Below are 16,526 nucleotides of genomic sequence, written 5' to 3' on the forward strand. Positions count from 1 at the left end.
CGCCCTCCTGATCAGGACCGGTGCGCTCAGACCTGGCCGGCCTTCTCCAGCGCCGAGCAGCAGGTGTCCACCAGCAGGCGGGTCACCACGTACGGGTCGACGTTGGCGTTGGGGCGGCGGTCCTCGATGTAGCCCTTGCCGTCCTGCTCGACCTGCCACGGGATACGGACGGAGGCGCCGCGGTCGGAGACGCCGTAGCTGTACTCGTTCCACGGGGCGGTCTCGTGCAGACCGGTCAGACGGTCGTCGATGCCCGCGCCGTAGTTCTTGACGTGGTCGAGCGGCTTGGAGCCCTCGCCGAGCGACTCGCACGCGGTGATGATCGCCTCGTAGCCCTCGCGCATCGCCCGCGTGGAGAAGTTGGTGTGCGCGCCCGCGCCGTTCCAGTCGCCCTTCACCGGCTTCGGGTCCAGCGTCGCGGAGATCTCGAAGTCCTCCGCGGTGCGGTAGAGCAGCCAGCGGGCCACCCACAGCTGGTCCGCGACCTCGAGCGGCGCGAGCGGGCCGACCTGGAACTCCCACTGACCGGGCATGACCTCGGCGTTGATGCCGGAGATCCCGAGGCCCGCCTGGAGGCAGTTCTCGAGGTGCGCCTCCACGACGTCACGGCCGAAGATCTCGTCGGCGCCGACACCGCAGTAGTAGCCGCCCTGCGCTGCCGGGAAGCCACCTTCGGGGAAGCCGAGCGGGCGGGAACCCTTGAAGAAGGTGTACTCCTGCTCGATGCCGAAGATCGGCTCCTGCGCGGCGAACCGCCCGTACACCTCGGCCAGCTCGGCACGCGTGTTGGAGTCGTGCGGGGTCATGTCCGTGTTGAGGACCTCGCACAGCACCAGGATGTCGTCGCCGCCGCGGATCGGGTCGGGGCAGGTGAAGACCGGCTTGAGGACACGGTCGGAGGCGTGGCCCTTCGCCTGGTTGGTGCTGGACCCGTCGAAGCCCCAGATGGGCAGGTCGGCGAGGGCGGCGGCGGAGCCCGTCATGATCTTCGTCTTCGAGCGAAGCTTGGCGGTCGGCTCGGTGCCGTCGATCCAGATGTACTCAGCCTTGAAGGTCACGGGGTCTCATCCTTTGCGGGTGCAGCGGTATGCCGCGCAGCTTGGCAATCCGCGATTTCCCGGCCGTTGCCCATTTGTGAACCCCGCGTTACGCGCCATACCGGCCGGTCACGACCCGGCCCGCCGGTCGAGCCCCGCGGGCCGCCCCCCGCGCGCCCGGCCACGCGGCGAAGCCGGCGGTCCCGGCCACGGCCGGCGGCCCGTAACCGCTGGTGGCGAGCGCTCTGGCGGTGCCCGCCGAGTCCCGGTCCCGCTCGTGCCGCAGGCTCGACGGATGCCCTCGCAGGGGCCCGTGCACCGGAGTGCCGGGACGTCCCGAGACATGCGACACATCCTTGTGCCGCGACGCGTTCTCCCCGTTCTCGCCGCCGTGCACACTGGTGCGCATGAAGAAGCAGACGCAGCAGCCGCGTATCGGGCTCCTCGGCGCCGGGCCGTGGGCCGGGATGACGCAGGCACCGGCGCTGGCCGGGCACCCGGATGTCGTGTTCAGCGGGGTGTGGGGGAGGCGGCCGGAGGCGGCCGCGGCGCTGGCCGACGCGCATGGCACGGCCGCGTTCACCGGGGACGAGGGCATCGACGCCCTGTTCGCGGTCAGCGACGCGGTCGCCTTCGCGCTGCCGCCGGACGTCCAGGCCCCGCTGGCGGCCAGGGCCGCGGCGGCGGGATGTCATCTTCTGCTGGACAAGCCGGTGGCCACGAGCGTCGCCGCGGCGCGGGCGGGCGCCGACGCCGCCCACGACGCGGCGGTGGCCTCCGTGGTCTTCTGCACGTTGCGGTTCGCCGCGGACACGGCCCCGTGGGTGGCGGAACAGGCCGCGTCGGGCGGATGGTTCACGGGGCACGCGCAGTGGCTCGGTTCGCTGTACGCGGATGACTCGGACAGCCCGTTCGCGGCGTCGCCGTGGCGTCGTGAGAAGGGTGGCCTCTGGGACGTCGGCCCGCACGCGCTCTCGGCCCTGATCCCGGTCCTCGGCGATGTGACAACGCTGTCGGCCGGGCGGGGCCCGGCGGGCACCGTGCACCTGGTGCTGCGTCACGACTCCGGCGCGTCGAGCACGGTGACGCTCGGGCTGGGCGCGCCGGGCAAGGCGGCGGGCACCAGCCTCGTGCTGCTGGGCGAGCACGGGAGGGCAGAGCTGCCGGAGGGCTGGGGCGACCCCGTCGACTCGTTCCGCAGGGCGGTGGACGCGCTGCTCGAGGCGGTACGCACGGGGCAGCCGCACGACTGCGACATCCGCTTCGGGGTGCGGCTCACGGAGATCCTCGCGGAGGCGGAGCAGGTGCTGGCGGGCACGGCCCCGTAGCGGGACGGTCGGGAAGGGGCCGTAGCCGCAGGGCCGGCGGGGGCATCACGGCTGTCTGCGGCTACGGCGTCCGGGGGCGGCCGTCCGGGCGGGACGACGGCGTGGCCGCCGCCGGGTGTGCGGCCCGGCGGCGAATGCTCCTCCTGGGACAGTGGAAGGGGAGCGGCCACGGCGTCCGTTCCGGGATCCGGCGGCCGGGGCCGGTCAGCCGACGCGCTCGATGCGCGCGTTGCGGATCAGGAACTTGCCCGCCTCGCGGACCTGCTCGAAGGCCGCGTTGTTCAGCAGGGCGCAACTGCCGGAGACCGAGGTGACCTCGACGGTCGTGGACTTGTCGTTGTCCAGGTTGGTGACCTTGAGCTGCGTTCCGACGGGGAACTCGCTGCTGGAGGCGGCAGGGGCGCCGCCCTCCCCGGAGAGCGTCACGGTCGAACCGGCGCAGACGACCTCGCCCGCGGCGCCGCCGCCACCCGCGCCCTGACCGGCTTCGTCTCCCTGACCGGCCTCTTCGCCCCGGCCCGCGTCGCCCGTACCCTGGCCCGCACCCGCACCCGCACCCGCACCCGCACCCGCGTCCTCGCCGGCCTGGTCGCCGGTCTCGCCGCCCACCTGGTCGCCCGCCGGGGGCGCGGCCGCCTGGCCGCCGTCACCGCCGCCGCCTCCGTCCCCGCCCGCGTCACAGCCGGCCGCCTTCTGCTGGACCCTGATCTGCGTGATCACCGCCTCCCGGTTGGCGATGCGGGCCGCCGACTGGGCGTCCGGGGACGCCTGTTGACCGGCGATGAAGTTCTCGTTGTTGCGGACCGCCTGGGCGAGCCCGTCGCAGGCGACAGACGCATTGCTCGTCCCGGTCATGGCGATCGCGGTGCCGCCGGCCATGGCCGCGGCGCCGACGAGGAGAGCGATCTTCTTCCTGCCGCTGAGGGTCTTCTTGCGTGACACGTAAGGGCTCCTGTCCCCGGCCGCGGGGGCGGCCGGATGGTTCCTTGTGCCTCTACATACGAGTGGCCGCGGCCCACTGCTCATCCGCCCCGCCGCCTTCTTCCTCAACGTTCGTCAAGGTGCCGGGCTTTCCGGCCTCACGGCTTCGTGCTGTCGGAGGAGGGAGCGGAAGTGGGAGCGGGGGACGGGGCTCCGGGACTGTCGGGAGCGGGCAGCGCCCGGCACAGCGCGTCCAGCGCGTCCCCGTACAGATGCTCCGGCGGCGTCGCGTACCCGACCACCAGACCGTCCCCGCCCCGGCCGCCCGCCGCCGGATGCCGGTAGCCGGCCAGCCCCTCCAGCGCGAGCCCCTGCCACGCCGCCGCCTTGACCACGGTCCGCTCGGTCCCCGCCGGAAGCTCCAGAACGGCGTGCAGCCCCGCCGCGATGCCCGACACCTTTACCTGCGGCGCACGTTGTGCGAGCACGGAGGCCAGCCGGTCGCGTCGCCGCCGGTACCGCTGCCGCATCCCGCGCACATGCCGGTCGTACCCGCCGCAGGCGATGAAGTCCGCGAGCGTCAGCTGCTCCGTGGCGCTCGAGAACTGCTCCCGTTCGCCCTTCGCCGCCACCACGTCGTCCACCAGCCGTCCCGGCAGCACCATCCAGCCGATCCGCAGCGCGGGGGACAGGCTCTTGCTCACCGACCCCATGAACACCACGCTGTCCGGGTCCAGGCCCTGTACGGCGCCGACCGGCTGCCGGTCGTAACGGAACTCGCCGTCGTAGTCGTCCTCCAGCACCGTGCCACCCGTCGACCGCGCCCAGTCCACCACGGCGGCACGCCTGGACGGGCTCAGCGGTCCGCCCGTGGGGAACTGGTGCGCGGGAGTGAGGAGTACGGCGGCCTCCCGGCCCAGCCCGCCCGTGTCCGCGCCCTCCTCGTCGACGGTCAGCGGCACGGAGCTCACCCCCGCGTCCGCGAGCAGACCGCGGTGGAAGGGCAGGCCGTACGCCTCCACCGCCCACCGCCCGCCCACGACCGCCGCCAGCAGGCGCAGCGCGTGCGCGGTCCCCGAGCAGAGCACGATCCGGCTCGGCTCGGTCCGCACCCCGCGCGCCCGTGCCAGATAGCCGGCCAGCGCCTCCCGCAACTCCGGCCGCCCGCGTGGATCCCCGGGCCCGAACGCGTCGTGCGGTGCGGCGGTCAACGCCCGGCGCGCCGAGGCCAGCCACGCCGCGCGCGGAAAGGCGGACGGGTCCGGCTGTCCCTGCACCAGGTCGTGCAGGGGCCGGACCGGCTTCGCGGGCGGGCGCCTCGTGGGGGCGGACGCCACCGGCGCGGCCCGCTCGGCGACGCGGGTCCCCGAGCCCTGACGCGCGGTGAGCCAGCCCTCGGCGACCAGCTCTGCGTACGCGTCGGCGACGGTGTTCCGGGCGATCCCGAGGTCGGCCGCCAGTGAACGGTACGGCGGCAGCCGAGCACCGGGAGCCAGCCGCCCGCTCCGTACGGCCTCACGCAGTGCCCGTATCAGTGCGGCCCGCCGGCCACCGGTTCCGGTCAGCTCCAGATGCAGATCGGAACCCAGTCGCTCCGCGAAATTGACCCATGATTCCGCCACGGAAATGCACCCTACAACCGGTCGCTCCGGCTCCTAGATTTTTTTCCATGACGACGACGCAGACACCGCACGAGACCGTGACACCCCACGAGACCGGAACCCCCCACGAGACCGGAACCCCGCACGAGACCGGAACCCCGCACGAGACCGGAACCCCGCACCGGGCCCCCGCCCGCATCGACTTCGCCAAGGCCGCCCCGAAGGCGTTCCGGGCCGTGATCGGTCTCGACGCGGCGGCCCGCGAGGGCCTGGACCCGGTACTCGTCGAACTGGTCCAGATCCGCTCCTCACAGCTCAACCGCTGCGCCTACTGCCTCCATATGCACACGGCCGACGCCCGCAAGGCGGGGGAGAGCGAGGAGCGCCTGCACATGACGGCGGTCTGGCGCGAGGCCCCCCACTTCTTCACGGAGAAGGAACAGGCCGCCCTCGCCCTGACCGAGTCGGTGACGCTGATCGCCGACGGCGGTCTGACGGACGACGTCTACGCGCAGGCCGCCCGCCACTTCGACGACCGTGAACTGGCCCGGCTCCTGGCTCTGATCCTCACCATCAACACCTGGAACCGGATCGCGCTCGCGACGACCAAGCGGGCCGGCACGGACGGGCGCTGACGTCCTCCCGGAGCGCGAAGCGTGCCGTGGCCGGTCAGCGGCGCGTCATCGCGTCCCGGACCGCCTCGTCCGTACGAGCCACCACGGCGGTGCCGTCCTCCGCCGTGATGATCGGGCGCTGGATGAGCTTCGGGTGCTGTGAGAGCGCGGCGATCCACCTGTCGCGCGAACCGGCCTCCCGCGGCCAGTCCCCCAGGCCCAGCTCCTTCGCCACGGCCTCGCCCGTGCGCGTGATGTCCCACGGCTCGAGGCCGAGGCGCTCGAGGACCGCGCGGATCTCGTCCTCGGTCGGCACGTCCTCGAGGTAGCGGCGCACGGTGTACTCGGTGCCCTCCGCGTCGAGCAGTTCGAGCGCGCCGCGGCACTTGGAACAGGCGGGGTTGATCCAGATCTCCATGCGCTCCACGGTACCGCTCGCGGACTGCTCAAACACCGTCTGGCCAGGGGAAATTGTCAGTGCCCCCCGGTAGAATGAACAGTAGTTCGGGATGGTCCCGCCACCGCGCCAGGAGGTTGCCGATGGCCGTTGCCACACTCACGACGAAGCCCTTGACCCCGCCCAGGAAGAAGCCGCTCCCGGCCGGACAGCCGCGCGAGTGGTACGTGTCCCACAACCGCCGGCTGAAGGCCATGCGCCTGACGATCGCCCTGCTCGACTCGGGCGTCTACCACCCGGCCACCGCCGACAACCGCCGGATACGGGCGACCGCCGAGCGCATCGGCGTCCACGCCCCGTCCGACACCACATGCCGGATGGTCAGGGCGCTGATCCGCTACGGCCGCTGAGCCGGCCGGTTCACGGGGAGGCGGGGCGCCGGGGATCCGGCGCCCCGTTCCCGTACCGGTCCACACTCACCCTGTCCCCGACCGCCACCGTGCCCGTGCGGACCACGGCCGTCTTCGCGCCGAAGCTCACCTTGTTGTCGTACGAGGGCTCCCGCCGGTACGTCGCGAGCGTGCGCACCGGCTCCGGACCGGCCCGCGACCCCGTGCGCTGGTCCACCAGCACCACCGAGCAGCGCAGCGCCCGCACGGAGTGGGCGAGTTGCATGCTCCCGGCCTCCAGCCGCCGCATGAGGTCCTCCTCGTGGGGCTCCGTGCACCCGTCCAGCACGATGTTGGCGCGGAAGCGGTCCATCGGCACCGGCTTCCCGCCGGCGGCCTCGATCCGCGCGTTCAGCCCGTCCAGCGACGCCTGCGACACGACGAGCACGGCGTGCGCGTCCGCGAAAGCGATCTTCCCCGGGGTCTCGCCCCAGCCGTTCCGGTCGAAGCCCCGGGGCACCCGCACCAGCCGCGACTTGCTGCCGAGAACGTCGGAGAACCACTCGGCGGCCTCCTCGCCCTGATCCGGGACCTGACCGATCGCCCTGTCGAACAGGGTCACCGGCCGGGGTTCGCCCTCCGGGTCGACCGGTACGACCAGGCTCTCGACCCCTTGTGCGCTCAGCCGCAACGCCCGCCCGCCGTCGAGGACCTCCGGCCGGATCGCTGCCAGGGCGGGTGTCTTCCGCTGGCTCCGGAAGGTCCCGTCGACGGCGTCGACGACCATGAACGTCCGGTCGTGCTCCAGCCCCATGACGCCGACACGCGCCGACGCCACGGGCGTTCCGGCGCAGCCCTTGACGGGGAAGTACGTCAATGCCTGAACGGTGATCTTCATACTTCCCGATCGTACGTGGGCGTCCGCCCGTGGTCCGCCGGTCACAGCCTGGCCTCCAGTCGTTTCCTGGTGTCCTGCCACTCGTCGGCGAGGAGCGAGAAGTAGACACTGTCGCGCCACGTCCCGTCCGGCCGCCGCCGGTGCCGCCGCAGCACACCCTCCCGCCGCGCCCCGAGCCGCGCGATGGCGTCCTGCGAGCGCCGGTTCATGTGGTCGGTCTTCAACTGGACGCGTTCCATGCCGAGTTCGTCGAAGGCGTGGGACAGCAGCAGCAGCTTCGCCTCGGTGTTCACCGCCGTCCGCCAGTACGCCCGCCCGTACCAGGTCCAGCCGATCTCGAGGTGTTCGTCCTCCTCGCTGACGTCCAGGTACGCGGTCCAGCCGGCGGCCCGGCCGGATCCGAGGTGGATCACGGCGAACGGCACGTACCGGCCCTGCCGCGCCCCCTCCAGCACCTCGCGGAGTGTCTCCCCGAGCTCAGCCTCGGTCCGCGGGGCGGGCCTGCCCAGCCAGCGCCACACCTCCTCGTCGTTACCGCCCGCGAGGAAGAGGTCCGGGAGATGGTCCACGGTGAGCGGCTCGAGCCGTACATGGCGGCCGGTGAGGGTGGTGGGGGAGGGGGCCTTGGCAGTCATGCCGCCAAATCTAACCGCCGTATGCACTACTGACAACAGCTTTATGTACTAGTGCAATTCACGTTCGGTTCATCGTTCAGTTCATCGTGGTCGCGGAAGACGAGCAGGAGAAGACGAGCAGGAAACGCCAGAAGAGCAGCCTCCGGACACGTGCTCCGGGGAGCAGGTCCGCCGCCTGGCGGCGGATGTCGGCCAGGGCCGTCACGGGCGGCCGCACCGGAGCTCCGGTCCGCCCGGTCGCGTCAGCCGGGCGGAACCTTTCGGCCACGGCGACACCGAGCCGGGCGCCGGCGTTGACCGGAACGGCCGCCAGGCTCCAGGCCCAGTCGACCGGTGTCCTTTCCGGATAGCACCCGAGGACCACCAGTACGCCCCCTGGTGCGAGCGATTCCCGCAGCGCGGTGACGGTGTCGAACGGCATGTGGTGCAGGCTCGCCAGGCACGAGACGAAGTCGTAGTGCCCCTTGGGCAGTTCCATCTCCCTGATGTCCGCCCGCGCGAACCGCGGGCTCCTGGCGTCCGGGGACAGCGCGCGTGCCTCCGCGATGACCTCGGCGGACGGATCGACGGCATCGACGTCCATCCCGAGGCCGGCCAGCCGCCGCGCGAACCGTCCCGTCCCGCACCCCACGTCCAGAGCCGCGACGGCGTTCCGCGGCACATGGCGCAACAGCAGGCGGTGATAGTGGTCGTTGTGATCGAAGGGCATGCCGCGACCCTGCCACAGCACCGGACGCCGGTGTCCGCGGCGGAGGCCGGCCCACCGGAGACACCCGCCGGGTGTGACGATCCACGGCAGCTGCGACTCGGCCGTCGATGAGGCCGAACTGCCGGTGTGTCCCAAGGTGCGTGTTGTGGACCGATGGGGCCGACCACGCGACGCGGTCGTCCCGGCGTGAACGCCGGTGCCTTTTGCGGGAGTCCCGGTCGCTTCGCCGGCTCCGAAGCCGGGACGAGAGCCCGGGGCGGACGTGGCGTCACGGCCCCGAGGCGCGGACCGATCCGGAGGCCGCTTCCTCCGGCGCCCCGGTCAGTCGGCCTCTCGGGTTGTCCGTCCGGCCGGCGGAAGCTCGTCGAGGAGTGCGGCGAGACCGTCGAGGAGACGCTGGAGGCCGAACTCGAAGAGGGCGTCGCGGTCGAGGTCGTAACCGACCTCGGAGAGGCGGGAGAGTGCGGGGAACCGGCCGGTTGCCAGAACCGCCAGGAGCGCGGGCACCTGGGTGTCCATCCACTCCTCGGTGTCGAGGCCGCTTTGCGCCTCGGCCTCCCGCTCCGCCTCCAGGTTGACGGCGACCCCGCGGACGTAGTTGAGCAGCGTGAGATGCGCGGTGAAGGCGCTCTGCAGATCGAGTCCGTGCGCGTGCAGGGTGGAGACAGTCCACTCGCTGTACGGCAGTCCCGACGCGATCATGTGAGGGCGGGTCACCGACAGGGCCGGAGCGACCCACAGGTGGTGGCGGAACACACCCCAGAGCTGCCGGGCTGCGAACTCGATCGTCTCCCGCCAGCCTGCCGGCGGGTCGGCTGGCAACGGACGCTCCCCGATCGCCGCGTCCATCATCCGCGTCAGCAGATCCTCCTTGTCGGCCACATGTCGGTACAGCGACATGGTCGCCACCCCGAGCTCGGCGGCGACCCTGCGCATCGAGACCGCGGCCAGCCCTTCCGCATCGGCGACCGTGACACCGGCGGTGACGATCCGTTCCAGCGTCAGCGCCCCCTGGACCGACGGCGCTTCGAGCGGCCTGACCGGCCGCGGGGCGGTCGCGGGGCGGGCGGTGCGTCCCGGGCGGCTGGGGGCCTCGACGACCGTCCCGACCCCTGGGACGGCGCGGACCAGGCCCTCGCGGCGCAACTCGGCGAGCACTTTGGTCGCGGTCGCCATTGCGACGCCCCACTGCCTGGTGATCTCACGGGTCGAGGGCACGCGATCGCCCGGCGTGAGTTCGCCCGTGTCGATCCGTTGCCGCAGTTCAGCGACGATCTGGCTGTAGCGCGGTACCGCCTGTCCGCCCACGACACCCTCCGCACTAGTGCACCTGGATGGACGCCATCCTAGCCGCCAACTCGGGCATTGCGCGTTCCCGAGTGCCTCCGGAACGCCAGTGCACTAGTGCGTCTATGGCCAAGCAGGCTTATTGGGCAAGGGTCTAGTGCTTGCGAAGCACGATGCGTACGGCGTATTTTCACGCTCATGACCAACAAGGAGATACTCGTCTGCGGTGCCGGCATCGCAGGTCCCGCGCTGGCGTACTGGCTACGCATGGGGGGCTTCTCGGTCACCGTCGTGGAACGCGCGCGGGGACCCCGGCCGGGCGGACAGACCGTGGATCTGCGCGGCGCCGGCCGCACCGTGATCGAGCGGATGGGGTTGATGGACCGAGCCAGGGCGGAGAGCGTGGACCAGCGCGGCCTCGCCTTCGTCGACAACGCCGGCCGGACCACCGCGCGGATGCCGGCCGACAGCTTCGGCGGTGAGGGGATCGTCTCCGAGATCGAGATCCTGCGCGGCGACCTCGCCCGTCTGCTGTACGAGGCCACCCTGCCGGACACGGAATACCTCTTCGACGACACCATCACCGGGATCGATCAGGACGCGGACGCGGTCACCGTCACCTTCGAGAAGGCCGCGCCGCGCCGGTTCGCGCTCGTCGTCGGCGCGGACGGGCCGCACTCCGTGGTGCGTGCGCTGGCCTTCGGCCCGGAGCGGGACTTCGTCCACCCGATCGACGTCTACACGACGTGGTTCACCGTCCACGACGACCTGGACCTCGACGGCTGGTACCTGATGCACAACGCGCCCGGTGGGCTGGTCGTCTCCGCACGGCCCGGCCGCCTCCCCGGCGAGATCAAGGCGGGATTGAGCTTCCGCTCGCCACCGCTCGCCTACGACCGCCGGGACGTCGCCGGCCAACAGGAGCTCGTGGAAAGGCGTTTCGCACACGTCGGCTGGGAGACCCCACGCCTGCTGCGGGCGATGCGCACCGCGCCGGACTTCTTCTTCGACTCCGTCGGCCAGGTCCGCCTCGACAGCTGGTCGCGCGGCCGCGTGGCGCTGCTCGGTGACGCCGGATACTGCGCGACACCGCTGACCGGCCTCGGGACCAGCCTCGCTCTGGTCGGAGCCTACGTCCTGGCCGGTGAGATCGCCGCCGCCGAGGGCGACCCCTATGTCGCCTTCCGCCGCTACGACGCGGTGATGCGCCCGTACGTGAGCCAGGCCCAGCAACTCCCTCCGGGCGGCGCCAGGATGCTTGCGCCCATGGGCCCTTCCGGTATCCGGCTGCGAGACCTCTTCATGCGGCAGATGACCCGCTGGCCGGTGCGGAACCTGCTCGCCGCACAGTTCGCCAGGGCCGGGAACATCGCACTGCCGGACTACGGTCTCGCCGCGGACATGCGGAATCGGCCCCGGCCACGGGTCAGCGAAGCCGCCGACAGGATCGAGGGCACACCGGACGGCCTCGGCTCACACCACCGGACGAGTGTCAGGACACAGGACTGATCGAAGGCCTGCCGTCACCCTGCCCCAGCACGGGGCGGGGTGGTGCACCGCTGATCCTGGCCGGTGCTCCTGTACCGCAGGCCCTCGCGCTCATCCCGGCGGCGGCCGAGCGGACGTGGCGCTCCGCCGGAAGGGCAGTCGTCAGGCGCGCACAGCGCGTCGAGCCCGCCACCGCGAGGTGGGCAGGAATCTCCCGGCTTCAACCGGGAGAGCGATCAACGGTCGTAGTAGACGGTCATGGTCGGCTGACCGTCGCCCGGGTCCGGCCGGAACACGATGTCGAAGACCTCGGCCCCGTCGATCGACTCGATGCTGTCCGCCACCCGCCGCAGCAGCGCCGGAACATCCGTGCTGCCCGGTCCGGCCGGGTTGGCCTGAGAGAAGTGGTACATCGAGTACTCGGGTATCTCTGCCATGTCCGCTCCGTCCCGCCGCGGCGGGTGGGCCGCCGCCGCTTCTCGTCACCCGACGGCTCTCCGGCTCCGGTCGGCGACCGGGCTCGCCCGGATGGCGAAGATCATGGCACCTGACAGCGGCCCCGGACCCGCACCGCGGGGCGCGGCCGCGACGGCATGGGCGGATGGGCGAGCCGGCCCGCCGTAGCCCCCCGTCAGCGGACCCCTAGCGTCGCCCGCTGCCAGCGGGGCGCCCTCGTGAGGCTCCGGAGGCCAGAACGATCCCCGCCGACACGGCGGCACAGGCCGCCGAAGCCGCCGCCGTCGCCCGGACGCCCGGTGACACGTCCGCCACCTCCCTGCGGCTGCCGTCCTCCATGACGCACACGGTGCGCAGGGTGAGGAACTGGACCTCGTAGTCCACCGCACCATCCAACTGGGCTCTGCACGGGTGGTCGTAGGGAAAGGGAGCCGAGTCCGCGCCGCCGTCCTGTGCCACGGCCACGGTCGATATCAGAGCCATGGCTCCCAGTGCGTAGGCGGCCGTGGCCGTGGCCGCGCAGGCGAAGGCGGCGGCGACCACCGCACGGCGCCATCCGGTCCAGTGCCTGTCACCCGGCAAGGCGGCTCCGACACTCCGGACCAGGAGGAACAGGACCAAGGCGACGGCAGCGAGGAACACCACCGGTATGAGGAGGATCAAAGCGGCCCCTTCTCCTGGAATTCGCCGTCACGGTCATCAGCGACAGCGGACGAGGTCCGCCCGGCGAGGAGGCTCGACCCCCCGTGCCGGGCGCTGCGTTCGTCCAGGACGGCGCAGCGGTGCGGTTCACCGATCGCCCGGCAGCCGTCCGGGTCTGTAGACCAATTCGACCACGAACGCGGCGGCCATCAGCCATCCGCCGATTCCGAGAACCCAGACCGCGTTGAAGACGGAGCCGCAGAGGATCAGTACCGAAGCGGCAAGGCCCAGCGTGTAGACGGCCCGACGGATGCCGCGATCGGCCTCAGTGACCCTCACGTCCGTAGCCCTGGGCCACCGTGCTGCCGGAGGGTGCGTCCTGTGGGAGCGAAGTCGTCATGAGGACACGGTAGGGGCGGCGTCGACCGCGGCGCCGGTCTCGCGCGTCAGGGCTGCGTATGGGTGTGCGGCGCGCGCGTCAGAGGTGCGTGTCGAACGGCCGTCGGCCGTGCCTTCCGGTGAGGGAAGAGCACGGCCGACGGCCTGCGCACGGGGCCCGGGGGAGCGGAGACCCGCTCCGGCCCGCGGTGATCTCTAGAGGTCGAAGTACAGCTCGAACTCGTGCGGGTGCGGGCGCAGCTGGATCGGGGCGATCTCGTGGGTGCGCTTGTAGTCGATCCACGTCTCGATCAGGTCCGAGGTGAAGACGCCGCCCGCCTGCAGGTACTCGTTGTCCGCCTCGAGGGCGTCGAGGACCGCCGGAAGGGAGGTCGGGACCTGGGCGACGCCCGCGTGCTCCTCGGGGGCCAGCTCGTAGAGGTCCTTGTCGATCGGCTCGGCCGGCTCGATCTTGTTCTTCACGCCGTCGAGCCCGGCGAGCAGCAGTGCGGAGAAGGCCAGGTACGGGTTGGACGACGGGTCCGGCGCGCGGAACTCGACGCGCTTGGCCTTCGGGTTCGAGCCCGTGATCGGGATGCGCATCGCGGCGGAGCGGTTGCGCTGCGAGTAGACCAGGTTGACCGGGGCCTCGAAGCCGGGCACCAGGCGGTGGTACGAGTTCACCGTCGGGTTGGTGAAGGCCAGCAGCGACGGTGCGTGCTTGAGGATGCCGCCGATGTAGTAGCGGGCCATGTCGGAGAGGCCCGCGTAGCCCTGCTCGTCGTAGAACAGCGGGACGCCGCCCTGCCACAGCGACTGGTGGACGTGCATGCCCGAGCCGTTGTCGCCGAAGATCGGCTTCGGCATGAAGGTCGCGGTCTTGCCGTTGCGCCAGGCGACGTTCTTCACGATGTACTTGAAGAGCATCAGGTCGTCGGCCGCGGCGAGCAGCGTGTTGAACTTGTAGTTGATCTCGGCCTGACCGGCAGTGCCCACCTCGTGGTGCTGGCGCTCGACCTGGAGGCCGTTCCGCTCGAGCTCCAGGGACATCTCGGCGCGCAGGTCGGCGAAGTGGTCGACCGGCGGGGCCGGGAAGTAGCCGCCCTTGTAGCGGACCTTGTAGCCGCGGTTGTTCTCCACGGCGCCGGTGTTCCAGGCGCCCGCTTCGGAGTCGATGTGGTAGAAGGACTCGTTCGCCGAGGTCTGGAAGCGCACGTTGTCGAAGACGTAGAACTCGGCCTCGGGGCCGAAGTACGCGGTGTCGGCGATGCCGGTGGAGGCGAGGTACGCCTCGGCCTTCTTGGCCACGTTCCGCGGGTCACGGCTGTACTGCTCGCCGGTGATCGGGTCGTGGATGAAGAAGTTGATGTTGACCGTCTTGTCGCGGCGGAAGGGGTCGACACGGGCCGTCGACAGGTCGGCCCGCAGTGCCATGTCGGACTCGTGGATCGCCTGGAAGCCGCGGATCGAGGAGCCGTCGAAGGCGAGCTCCTCGGTCGGGTCGAACGCCGACGCCGGGATCGTCAGGTGCTGCATCACGCCCGGAAGGTCGCAGAAGCGCACGTCGATGAACTTGACGTCCTCGTCCGCGATGAACTTCTTGGCGTCATCGGCGTTCTGGAACATCCAACTCCTCCTACTCCCACCCGGGAGGGGCGGGGTTGCAGCTCGTCCGTGAGGCCAGTGCGGTGGCACACGCTGGTATCGACCGTAGGCGGACGGGATTTCTCCAGCATGACCCATTTGTTTCGACGAAGTTAACCGGACGAGGGTCACAGCGTGGGAACGGCCCCGCAAGCAGGAGGGTGAAACAGGGCGCAGTACCGTGGACGGGTGGACAACAGGCAAGCAATCGGATCGTGGCTCTCCGGGCCCCGCGCGGCCGCAGAGGACATGGGCGTGGACCTCGGGTACAGGGGGCAGCGGCTGGGTCTGCCGGAGCAGGGACCGGGCTCCGTCGCACCCCTCGGGCGCCGCTTCGGAGCACTCTTCGTCGACTGGGGACTTTGTTTCCTGATCGCATACCAACTGTTCGCGGGCCGTGACCAGCAGGCAGCCGGGAACTGGGCCCTCGGCATCTTCCTCGTGCTCAGTCTGCTGACCGTGGGCACCATCGGGTTCACGCCCGGTAAGCGGCTCCTCGGCCTTCGGGTGATCTCCGAGAGCGGCGACCGCCTCGGCTTCGGGTGGGCCCTGGTCCGCAGTGTGCTGCTCTGCCTCGCGATCCCCGCTCTCATCTGGGACCGGGACGGCCGCGGACTGCACGACCGCCTCGCCCGCGCGGTGCAGGTACGCATCTGACCATCGGCCGCGCCCACGGGACCGGCCGCGCCCACGGGACAGCCGGCCACGGGACAGCCGGCCACGGCGACGGGCGGCAGCCGGCACACGGCATCGAGTCGGCGCGGCAGCGAGCCGCCGCACAGCGGTAATGGGGCGGGGGCCCCCCCCCCCCCCGGGCCCCCCCCCCAAACCCCCGGGGGGGGGGCGCCCCCCCTGGCCCCCCCCGCCCCACCCCCCCCCCGGGGGCGCCGGCCCCCCGGCTGGTGGGCGGCGGGGCCGGGGGCCCCCCCACCGGGTTATGGGGGGGGGGCCGGCACACGGCCGGGCCCCCGCCCCATTACCGCTGTGCGTGCGTCAGCGCATCTTGCCGCCGCGCGGCATCCGCATGCCCTTGGGCATCGGCCCCTTGGGCAGCGGCATGTTGCTCATCAGGTCGCCCATCGCACGCAGTCGGTCGTTGGCCGACGTGACCTGCGGGCCGCTGAGCACGCGGGGCAGCTTGAGCATCGTGGTGCGCACCTTCTTCAGAGGCACCTGGCCCTCGCCGTTGCCGACCATGATGTCGTGCACGGGGACGTCCACCACGATGCGGTTCATCTTCTTCTTCTCGGCCGCGATCAGGGTCTTCAGCCGGTTCGGGTTGCCCTCGGCCACGAGCACGATGCCGGCCTTGCCGACCGCCCGGTGCACGACGTCCTGGTTGCGGTTCATCGCCACGGCCGGAGTCGTGGTCCAGCCGCGTCCCACGTTCTGCAGGACCGCGGCGGCCGCGCCCGGCTGGCCTTCCATCTGTCCGAAGGCGGCCCGCTCCGCGCGTCGCCCGAAGATGATCGCCATCGCCAGGAAAGCCAGCACGAAGCCGAGGATGCCCAGATAGATGGGGTGACCGATCAGGAAGCCGATCCCGAGGAAGACACCGAAGGTGACGATTCCCACACCCGCGACGACAAGACCGACCTTCGGGTCTGCCTTCCGGGTCATCTTGTACGTCAGGGCGATCTGCTTCAGTCGCCCCGGGTTCGCAGCAGCGTCAGCGCTGTCTGAATTTGCCTTCCTCGCCATACCGGAAGTTTACGTGCCCTACGAGCTTCGGGTAGCCACGGCCTCGAGCACGTGCTGAGCCTCGACCCGGTCCTTGGCGCGGCGGCGGTCCTCGAGGACCGCGGTCCACGCGTTGCGGCGGGCGGTGCGCTGGCCGCCGCCGAGCAGAAGGGACTCCACGGCGCGCAGGGCACCGGTGACGGACGGGATCGGGTTGGCACTTACACGGCGTACCGGCGCGGCCTGCATGGTGGCGGTTCCCCCTCGGGGTGAGCGGTGATGAGCGGGAGCTGTGCGTGAATCGAGCGTCACTGATTGGTGTTACCAGGGCGTGACCGGCCGGTCAAACGCTGATGAAAGGCGGATTCGCGCGTCGCGGACCCCGAGGAACGAGGACGCGGCCCGCACCACGCCCCCGACCT

19 protein-coding genes are annotated in these 16,526 nt (G+C 71.5%); 5 read left to right on the forward strand and 14 right to left on the reverse strand.

Going from position 1 to position 16,526, the window contains the following annotated elements:
• Positions 1-26: 26 nt before the first annotated feature.
• Positions 27-1,058, reverse strand: a complete 1,032-nt coding sequence (glnII, locus tag ACFYV1_RS09705; RefSeq protein ID WP_389394883.1) for a glutamine synthetase — start codon at positions 1,056-1,058, stop codon at positions 27-29.
• Between the two features lie 386 nt (positions 1,059-1,444).
• On the opposite strand from glnII, the gene ACFYV1_RS09710 reads away from it, so the two are divergent.
• Positions 1,445-2,365 carry a Gfo/Idh/MocA family protein gene (locus ACFYV1_RS09710; protein WP_389394884.1) on the forward strand — a complete coding sequence of 307 codons (921 nt, stop codon included), beginning with the start codon at positions 1,445-1,447 and terminating at the stop codon, positions 2,363-2,365.
• Between the two features lie 204 nt (positions 2,366-2,569).
• Here ACFYV1_RS09710 and ACFYV1_RS09715 read toward each other — a convergent pair whose 3' ends face one another.
• Together ACFYV1_RS09715 and ACFYV1_RS09720 are read right to left on the reverse strand one after the other, a co-directional pair.
• Complete coding sequence (locus tag ACFYV1_RS09715; protein WP_389394885.1) at positions 2,570-3,307, reverse strand: hypothetical protein; 738 nt, start codon at positions 3,305-3,307, stop codon at positions 2,570-2,572.
• A 137-nt stretch (positions 3,308-3,444) separates the two neighbouring features.
• Complete coding sequence (locus ACFYV1_RS09720) at positions 3,445-4,908, reverse strand: PLP-dependent aminotransferase family protein (protein ID WP_389394886.1); 1,464 nt, start codon at positions 4,906-4,908, stop codon at positions 3,445-3,447.
• Positions 4,909-4,955: 47 nt separating this feature from the next.
• Between ACFYV1_RS09720 and ACFYV1_RS09725 the strand changes: the two genes are divergently transcribed.
• The gene (locus ACFYV1_RS09725; RefSeq protein ID WP_389394887.1) at positions 4,956-5,522 is read left to right on the forward strand and encodes a carboxymuconolactone decarboxylase family protein; all 567 of its coding nucleotides are present in this window, start codon (positions 4,956-4,958) and stop codon (positions 5,520-5,522) included.
• Between the two features lie 34 nt (positions 5,523-5,556).
• Here the strand turns inward: ACFYV1_RS09725 and ACFYV1_RS09730 are convergent, their stop codons facing one another.
• On the reverse strand, positions 5,557-5,919 hold the full coding sequence (locus ACFYV1_RS09730) for an arsenate reductase family protein (protein ID WP_389394888.1): 363 nt from the start codon (positions 5,917-5,919) through the stop codon (positions 5,557-5,559).
• Positions 5,920-6,041: 122 nt separating this feature from the next.
• On the opposite strand from ACFYV1_RS09730, the gene ACFYV1_RS09735 reads away from it, so the two are divergent.
• The gene (locus tag ACFYV1_RS09735; protein ID WP_389394889.1) at positions 6,042-6,308 is read left to right on the forward strand and encodes a hypothetical protein; all 267 of its coding nucleotides are present in this window, start codon (positions 6,042-6,044) and stop codon (positions 6,306-6,308) included.
• A 10-nt stretch (positions 6,309-6,318) separates the two neighbouring features.
• On the opposite strand, the gene ACFYV1_RS09740 is transcribed toward ACFYV1_RS09735, so the two are convergent.
• From ACFYV1_RS09740 to ACFYV1_RS09755, 4 genes are all read right to left on the reverse strand, one after another.
• Entirely contained in the window at positions 6,319-7,185 is an 867-nt protein-coding gene (locus tag ACFYV1_RS09740) for an MOSC domain-containing protein (RefSeq protein ID WP_389394890.1), read from the reverse strand.
• 41 nt (positions 7,186-7,226) lie between these two features.
• The gene (locus ACFYV1_RS09745) at positions 7,227-7,820 is read right to left on the reverse strand and encodes a GNAT family N-acetyltransferase (protein ID WP_389394891.1); all 594 of its coding nucleotides are present in this window, start codon (positions 7,818-7,820) and stop codon (positions 7,227-7,229) included.
• 76 nt (positions 7,821-7,896) lie between these two features.
• Positions 7,897-8,529, reverse strand: coding sequence for a class I SAM-dependent methyltransferase (locus tag ACFYV1_RS09750; protein WP_389394892.1), 633 nt, complete (start codon positions 8,527-8,529; stop codon positions 7,897-7,899).
• Between the two features lie 321 nt (positions 8,530-8,850).
• Positions 8,851-9,837, reverse strand: a complete 987-nt coding sequence (locus ACFYV1_RS09755) for a TetR/AcrR family transcriptional regulator C-terminal domain-containing protein (RefSeq protein WP_389394893.1) — start codon at positions 9,835-9,837, stop codon at positions 8,851-8,853.
• A 177-nt stretch (positions 9,838-10,014) separates the two neighbouring features.
• Here ACFYV1_RS09755 and ACFYV1_RS09760 point away from each other — a divergent pair, with 177 nt between their 5' ends.
• On the forward strand, positions 10,015-11,325 hold the full coding sequence (locus ACFYV1_RS09760) for an FAD-dependent monooxygenase (RefSeq protein WP_389394894.1): 1,311 nt from the start codon (positions 10,015-10,017) through the stop codon (positions 11,323-11,325).
• Positions 11,326-11,540: 215 nt separating this feature from the next.
• On the opposite strand, the gene ACFYV1_RS09765 is transcribed toward ACFYV1_RS09760, so the two are convergent.
• From ACFYV1_RS09765 to glnA, 4 genes are all read right to left on the reverse strand, one after another.
• Positions 11,541-11,741, reverse strand: coding sequence for a hypothetical protein (locus ACFYV1_RS09765; RefSeq protein ID WP_389394895.1), 201 nt, complete (start codon positions 11,739-11,741; stop codon positions 11,541-11,543).
• Between the two features lie 205 nt (positions 11,742-11,946).
• Positions 11,947-12,423: a hypothetical protein gene (locus ACFYV1_RS09770; protein ID WP_389394896.1), complete on the reverse strand. Its 477-nt coding sequence runs from the start codon at positions 12,421-12,423 to the stop codon at positions 11,947-11,949.
• Positions 12,424-12,549: 126 nt separating this feature from the next.
• Positions 12,550-12,741, reverse strand: a complete 192-nt coding sequence (locus ACFYV1_RS09775; protein WP_389394897.1) for a hypothetical protein — start codon at positions 12,739-12,741, stop codon at positions 12,550-12,552.
• 255 nt (positions 12,742-12,996) lie between these two features.
• Positions 12,997-14,406, reverse strand: coding sequence for a type I glutamate--ammonia ligase (glnA, locus tag ACFYV1_RS09780; RefSeq protein ID WP_389394898.1), 1,410 nt, complete (start codon positions 14,404-14,406; stop codon positions 12,997-12,999).
• A gap of 207 nt (positions 14,407-14,613) precedes the next feature.
• On the opposite strand from glnA, the gene ACFYV1_RS09785 reads away from it, so the two are divergent.
• On the forward strand, positions 14,614-15,081 hold the full coding sequence (locus ACFYV1_RS09785; RefSeq protein WP_389394899.1) for an RDD family protein: 468 nt from the start codon (positions 14,614-14,616) through the stop codon (positions 15,079-15,081).
• A gap of 336 nt (positions 15,082-15,417) precedes the next feature.
• On the opposite strand, the gene ACFYV1_RS09790 is transcribed toward ACFYV1_RS09785, so the two are convergent.
• The gene (locus ACFYV1_RS09790) at positions 15,418-16,125 is read right to left on the reverse strand and encodes a DUF4191 domain-containing protein (RefSeq protein WP_389394900.1); all 708 of its coding nucleotides are present in this window, start codon (positions 16,123-16,125) and stop codon (positions 15,418-15,420) included.
• Positions 16,126-16,143: 18 nt separating this feature from the next.
• Positions 16,144-16,353: a hypothetical protein gene (locus ACFYV1_RS09795; RefSeq protein WP_389394901.1), complete on the reverse strand. Its 210-nt coding sequence runs from the start codon at positions 16,351-16,353 to the stop codon at positions 16,144-16,146.
• Positions 16,354-16,526 lie beyond the last annotated feature (173 nt).

This window comes from Streptomyces sp. NPDC003023 (genome assembly GCF_042888225.1).
Classification (GTDB): domain Bacteria; phylum Actinomycetota; class Actinomycetes; order Streptomycetales; family Streptomycetaceae; genus Streptomyces.